This is a genomic window from Subtercola vilae (genome assembly GCF_004923255.1).
In the GTDB taxonomy this organism is placed as follows: Bacteria; Actinomycetota; Actinomycetes; order Actinomycetales; family Microbacteriaceae; genus Subtercola; species Subtercola vilae.
This window is the reverse complement of record NZ_QYRT01000073.1, coordinates 1-6377: the sequence shown is the minus strand read 5'-3', so window position 1 is coordinate 6377 and position 6377 is coordinate 1. Positions and strand designations below refer to the sequence as shown.

The window sequence follows — 6377 nt, the reverse complement described above, 5'->3', positions numbered from 1 at the left end:
CCCCGGAGGCGCCCCCACCCTCCGCGGTGCGGCCGCCACCCACCCGGTGCCCGGCTCGAAAACGCGGGCGTAGGGTTGGCTCATGAGTGGTGTGGGCGGCAGGGTTGGGCACGGCGGTGGTGGCGGTCGCGTGGCCCGCGGTGACGTAGACGCCCAGCGCGCGAGGAACGCGGAAGCCCCCGTGGTGGAGCATCTCCTGCAACGCATTGCCTCATTGTTCGCACCCTACAAGCCGCAGATCACCCTCACCGTGATTCTGGTGCTGATCGCCGCCGCGCTCTCGGTGGTGCCGCCGCTGCTCACGCAGCGCGCGTTCGACCAGGGCCTGTTCCCGCCCGGATCCGGCCCGAACGTGCCGGTTCTGGCCGAAATCGTCATCGTGATGATCGTGCTCTACGTCACTTCGACCCTGCTCGGGGTGTGGCAGACCTACCTCACGGCGACCGTCGGCAACAAGGTCATGGGCGCGATGCGGGTTCGGCTCTTCACGCACCTGCAGGCCATGGAACTCAGTTTCTTCACGAAGACCAAGACCGGGGTCATCCAGTCGCGTCTGCAGAACGACGTGGGCGGGGTGGCGGCTGTGCTCACCAACACCATCTCGAGCGTGCTCGGCAACACGGTGACGGTCATCGCCGCCTTCGTGGCGCTCATTCTGCTCAACTGGCAGCTCACCATCGTCGCCGTCATTCTCATGCCGATCCTGGTGATCGCGCAGCGGCGCGTGGGGCAGGTTCGTGCGCGCATCGCCACGAAGACGCAAGAGTCGCTGTCAGACATGACGGCGATCACCCAGGAGACGCTGAGTGTTTCGGGCATCCTGCTGTCGAAGAGTTTCAATCGCCAGAACACCGAGATCGCGCGGTACTCGAACGAGAACGACAACCAGGTGTACCTGCAGGTCAGGCAGCAGATGAGCGGCCAGTGGTTCTTCGCCATGGTGAGCATCTTCCTGTCGAGTATCCCCGCCATCGTCTACCTTGTCGCCGGTTTTCTGCTCGGCAACGGGGCAACCGACATCACCGCCGGAACCATCGTGGCCTTCACTACCGTGCAGGCCCGCCTGCTGTTTCCGCTTCTGGGGCTGCTGCGCGTGGCGCTCGACCTGCAGACCTCGGGCGCGTTGTTCGCCCGCATCTTCGAGTACATGGATCTGAAGCCGGCCATCGCCGACCGGCCCGATGCGGTGACCGTGGCCGCGCATCCCGCCGCCGGCCGGGTCACGTTCGACAACGTGGTGTTTCGTTATGCCGACGCCTCGCCCGCGACGCGGCCGACGCTCGGCGGTATCTCGTTCGACATCGAGCCGGGCCAGTTCGCTGCATTCGTCGGGCCCTCCGGTGCCGGTAAGACCACGATCTCGTACCTCATCCCGCGGTTCTATGAGGCGAGTGCGGGCCGTGTGCTCTTCGGCGGCGTCGACGTGCGGGGCCTCAGGCAGGAGTCACTCGTCGCCCACCTCGGCATTGTGAGCCAGGAGACGTACCTCTTTCATGCGACGATCGCCGACAATCTGCGGTATGCCAAACCCGAGGCCACGCTTGTCGAGCTCGAGGCGGCGGCGCGGCTCGCGAACATCCACGACCGCATCATGAGCTTCCACGGTGGCTACGACACCGTGGTGGGCGAGCGGGGCTACCGTCTCTCGGGCGGCGAGAAGCAGCGCATCGCCATCGCCCGCGTGCTGCTGAAGAACCCGGCCGTTCTGATTCTCGACGAGGCCACGAGCGCCCTCGACTCCATCTCCGAACGCGTCGTGCAGAGCGCCCTCGACACCGCGGCTCGCGGGCGCACCACCATCGCCATCGCCCACCGGCTCTCGACCGTGGTCGCTGCAGACGTCATCTTCGTCATCGACGACGGTCTCATCGTCGAGCGCGGCACGCACGCCGAACTGCTGGGCGCGGGCGGGGTGTACTCGACCCTCTACAGCGAGCAGGTTTCGGCGAGTTCGTTCTAATCCTGTTGCGCTGACCCCGCCGTTGCCTCGTCTGCTCGGGGCCTCCCCGACGCCCCGTAACCTCGCAACCGGCGCTGGTAAGTTTGAGGGGTGAAGTACGCAGAGACAGTTCTCGACCTCGTCGGCAACACCCCGCTGGTCAAGCTGAACAAAGTGACCGAGGGTATCGCCGCCACCGTTCTGGCGAAGATCGAATACCTGAACCCCGGCGGCTCGTCGAAAGACCGCATCGCCACCCGCATCATCGATGCGGCCGAGCGTGACGGCTTCTTGAAGCCCGGCGGCACCATCGTCGAACCGACCTCGGGCAACACCGGCGTCGGCCTGGCGCTCGTGGCGCAGCAGCGCGGCTACCGCTGCGTGTTCGTGCTGCCCGACAAGGTGGGCGAAGACAAGCGCAGCGTGCTGCTGGCGTACGGCGCCGAGATCGTGGTCACACCCACAGCGGTCGCCCCCGATCATCCTGACTCGTACTATTCGGTTTCTGATCGTCTTGCTCGTGAGATTCCCGGCGCATTCAAGCCCAACCAGTACTCGAACCCCAACGGCCCGCTCTCGCACTACGAGAGCACCGGCCCCGAGATCTGGCGCGACACCGACGGCCGCATCACGCACTTCGTGGCGGGCGTGGGCACCGGCGGTACCATCAGCGGTACCGGCAAGTACCTCAAAGAGGTGTCGGATGGCCGGGTTCAGGTCATCGGCGCCGACCCCGAGGGGTCGGTCTACTCCGGCGGCACAGGGCGCCCGTACCTCGTCGAGGGCGTCGGCGAAGACTTCTGGCCCGCGGCCTACGACCCCACCGTGGTCGACCAGATCATCGCCTCGAGCGACGCCGAGTCGTTCGAGATGACCCGGCGACTGGCCCGCGAAGAAGGCCTGCTCGTGGGCGGGTCGAGCGGCCTCGCCGTGTCGGTCGCCCTCAAGGCGGCGGCGAATCTGCCCGCCGACGCGATCGTCGTAGTCTTGCTGCCCGACAGCGGCCGCGGCTACCTCGGCAAGATCTTCAACGAGAAATGGATGCGCTCGTACGGTTTCAGCCCCGAGCTCACCGAGAGCACCGTACGCGACGTGCTCGGCCTGAAGAACGGCTCGCTGCCCGACCTCGTGCACGCGCATCCGACCGACACCGTGCATGACGCCATCGAGATCATGGCGAAGTACGGGGTTTCGCAGCTCCCGGTTCTGAGCGCAGAACCGCCCGTGGTCATGGGCGAGGTCGTCGGTTCGCTGAACGAGGAGTCGCTGCTCGAGCAGGTCTTCAGCGGTGCCGCCTCGATGCCCGACCATGTGGGGCCCTTCGCCAGTGCACCGTTCCCGCTCATCGGAATCAACGAGTCGGTGAGCGCGGCGCGCCAGGCGTTCACCGGGGCATCCGCCCTGCTCGTGACCGACGACGGCAAACCCGTCTCGGTGATCACCCGGCAAGACCTGCTCAGCTTCTTGAGCGAATAAGCACTTCTGCACCCCCTCACCTGCCCGCTTTCGTAACATACGAATACTCACGCGCCCCCGGGCGTTAGGAATGTCATGCCCCAGTCAGACGCACCAACACCCGCAGCCCAGCCTCAGCGCTTCGAGACCGCCGCCATCCACGCCGGCCAGGAGTTCGACCCCACTACGGGTGCGATCATCCCGCCCATCTACCAGACCTCCACCTTCGTACAAGACGGCATCGGCGGCTTTCGCAACGGCTACGAATACACTCGCGGCGGCAACCCCACCCGCACCTCGCTCGAAACCCTGCTCGCCGCGCTCGAAGGCGCAGCGCACGGGTACTCGTTCTCCTCCGGCCTCGCCGCCGAAGACGCACTGCTGCGCGCCGTGCTCGAGCCGGGCGACCACGTCGTGCTCGGCAACGACGTGTATGGCGGAACGCACCGCCTGATCAACACCATCCACAGCAAGTCGGGCATCACCAACGACACCGTCGAGATGATGGACCTCGACGCCGTTCGCGTGGCCGTGGCCGCTGGCAACACCAAGATCCTCTGGCTTGAAACACCGAGCAACCCGCTCATGAAGATCAGTGACATCGCCGCGCTCGCCGAAATCGGTCACGCTGCCGGCGCCCTCGTCGTCGTCGACAACACCTTCGCCTCGCCCTACCTGCAGCAGCCCCTCGCCCTCGGCGCCGACGTCGTGGTGCACTCGACCACGAAATACCTCGGGGGCCACTCCGACGTGCTCGGCGGCGCCATCGTGCTGAACGATGAAGAACTTGCTGCCAAAGTAGGGTTTCAACAGTTCGCCGCGGGTGCCGTCTCGGGCCCGATGGATGCCTGGCTCACCGTTCGCGGCATCAAAACCCTCGCCGTGCGAATGGACAGGCACAGCGCCAACGCGCAGGCCATCGCTGAACACCTGGTCGGGCATCCGGCAATCGAGCGCATCTTCTACCCCGGCCTCGAGTCGCACCCGGGCCACGCGCTCGCTGCGACGCAGATGTCGGGCTTCGGCGGAATGCTCTCGCTGAGCTTCGTGGCCGGGCCGGCTGCGGCTCGCACATTCGCCGAATCGACCACGCTCTTTCAGCTGGCTGAGTCGCTCGGTGGCGTCGAGTCGCTCGTGGGATACCCCACCGAGATGACCCATGCATCGGTACGCGGTACCAAGCTCGAGGTTCCAGAGAACCTCATTCGCCTCTCGGTGGGCATCGAGAATGTGAACGACCTGATCGCCGACCTCGACCAGGCGCTGCCGAGTAGCTGAGGCCCGGCTTGGGCCGCTGATTATGGCGGCTCTTTTGGGCGGCTCTGCGGGCTAGAGGTCTGCAGAGCCGTACATCGGCGAGTTATAGATCGGCGGAGCCGTACGAGGTCTCATCGGGATTCGCGCCCTCGGCTTCGCTGTCGGCGGCGTCATCTTTCGCGAGAGTCGTGTCTGAGTCCTCTTTATAGAAGATCTGCTTCTCGTCGCGCTCGTTCTCGGCGTCTTCGGCCGACTCGCCCTCTTCGTCAGCCCGCGTGCGTGCGGTGAACGCTTCTTGGCCCGGAACATCGCGTGCGTCTTCAGGAAACTCGCTTGCCAGAAAACCGGGAATGTCGCCCATGGTGACGCCTTTCGATCATGTGCGCTGAGTGCGCTGAGTGCGCTGTTGCACGTGCTTCACGCTAGGCGGCGCCGCGCGGCTGGGCAAGGGGCTCGCTGTGGCCGAGTGTAGGTGGGCGCTAGTTCGGAGGTGCTACTCGCGGGTGAGCCAGGTCGCCGCACCCAGCAGCGGTGCCTCGTCGAGCAGCTTCGACGGACGCAACTCGATCGCCACTGCGAACTCGGGGTCGGCCTCGGCGATGCCTGCCCTGAAGGGCTGCTCGAGAAGATCCCACGAGCGGGAGATCGAACCGCCCGCCACCAGCACGCTTGCCTCGAACTCTGCGAGCCACGGGCCGAGCGCCGCACCGAGAGCGTGCATTGCGCCGTCGAGAACGACCCGGGCATCCGGCTCGCCAGCACGCGCACGCTCGGCAATGGTCTTCACTTCGACGCTGGTTGCCGTGCGGCGCTCGTACGCGGCGATGATCGCGCGCGTCGAGACAGCGTCTTCGAGGGGAGCGCCGTCGATCTGCAGCAGGTGAACGGTTCCGTTGGTCGGAACGTCTGCGCGGTGAGCGATCGGTTCGCCGCGGTCGAGAAAGGTGGAGCCGACCCCGGTTCCGAGGGTGATGCAGACCGCGCGGTTGTGGCCGCGGGCTTCGCCGAACATCCACTCGCCGATGCCGTATGCCGCTGCGTCGTGCAGAAAACGCACTCTCTCGGGTGCTGTGCCCAGCCTCTGTGCGAGCTCATGGCGCAGATCGACATTCGCGAGGTGTTCGAATTTCGCGACGTTCACGAAGGTACCGATTCCGCGCTCGAAATCGAACGGGTCGGGCATCGCGATGCCCCACCGTGTGTTCTCGATGTCGCCGAGCTCGCGGCACGCGTCGGCCCAGCCCGCAAGAATCTCCTCCGCGGGGCCGTGCGGGTCGATGTCGCGGCCGGAGGTCTGCGTGATGGTGGCCATGCCGTTCGCGAGTTCGACTGCGGCGGCGGTGATATGGCTGCCGCCGATGTCGATCACGTGAACGAGGTCGGCGGTTGATTCGGTGGTCACGGGATGATCGTTCCTTCGCTCGGGCGGGCCACGACGATTTTACTGGGCGGGGTGGTCGAAAAGTTTTTTGAGATTCTTTTCTGGTGGGGGTCGATTTGGGTCCTATTTGTTGAGTGAATGTCAGTGGTTGGTGGTTGACTTGGGTCATGAACGAATCGCCCACCATCCCGCCTGCTGCTGACGGGGCTGCCTTTGACGAGGTGGTTGGTGTTGTGGCGGGGTGGTGTGGGGCTGCCGCGCCCTTCGGGCTTGCCGATGAAGCGTTGTTGTCTCGGATCGCAGACGCAGAGAAGCTGGGCCGGTTAGTGGACGGGTTGCGTGTGC

The 6377-nt window shown here is 65.7% G+C and carries 6 protein-coding genes; 3 read left to right on the top strand and 3 right to left on the bottom strand.

Annotation, left to right across the window (positions count from 1 at the left end):
• Nucleotides 1–193, bottom strand: a 193-nt coding sequence (locus D4765_RS19870) for a hypothetical protein (RefSeq protein ID WP_237280557.1), incomplete at its 3' end; no start/stop codon positions are given.
• Here D4765_RS19870 and D4765_RS18515 point away from each other — a divergent pair.
• The 3 genes from D4765_RS18515 (at nt 182) to D4765_RS18505 (ending at nt 4672) form a co-directional block, all read left to right on the top strand.
• Nucleotides 182–1960, top strand: coding sequence for an ABC transporter ATP-binding protein (locus D4765_RS18515; protein ID WP_237280556.1), 1779 nt, complete (start codon nt 182–184; stop codon nt 1958–1960). The two genes, D4765_RS19870 and D4765_RS18515, sit on opposite strands and share 12 nt — an antisense overlap.
• A gap of 90 nt (nt 1961–2050) precedes the next feature.
• Complete coding sequence (locus D4765_RS18510) at nt 2051–3415, top strand: cystathionine beta-synthase (protein ID WP_136643790.1); 1365 nt, start codon at nt 2051–2053, stop codon at nt 3413–3415.
• 75 nt (nt 3416–3490) lie between these two features.
• Nucleotides 3491–4672: a cystathionine gamma-synthase gene (locus D4765_RS18505; protein ID WP_136643789.1), complete on the top strand. Its 1182-nt coding sequence runs from the start codon at nt 3491–3493 to the stop codon at nt 4670–4672.
• Between the two features lie 82 nt (nt 4673–4754).
• On the opposite strand, the gene D4765_RS18500 is transcribed toward D4765_RS18505, so the two are convergent.
• Together D4765_RS18500 and D4765_RS18495 are read right to left on the bottom strand one after the other, a co-directional pair.
• Complete coding sequence (locus D4765_RS18500; protein WP_136643788.1) at nt 4755–5012, bottom strand: hypothetical protein; 258 nt, start codon at nt 5010–5012, stop codon at nt 4755–4757.
• 132 nt (nt 5013–5144) lie between these two features.
• The gene (locus tag D4765_RS18495) at nt 5145–6053 is read right to left on the bottom strand and encodes an ROK family protein (protein ID WP_136643787.1); all 909 of its coding nucleotides are present in this window, start codon (nt 6051–6053) and stop codon (nt 5145–5147) included.
• Nucleotides 6054–6377: the final 324 nt, after the last annotated feature.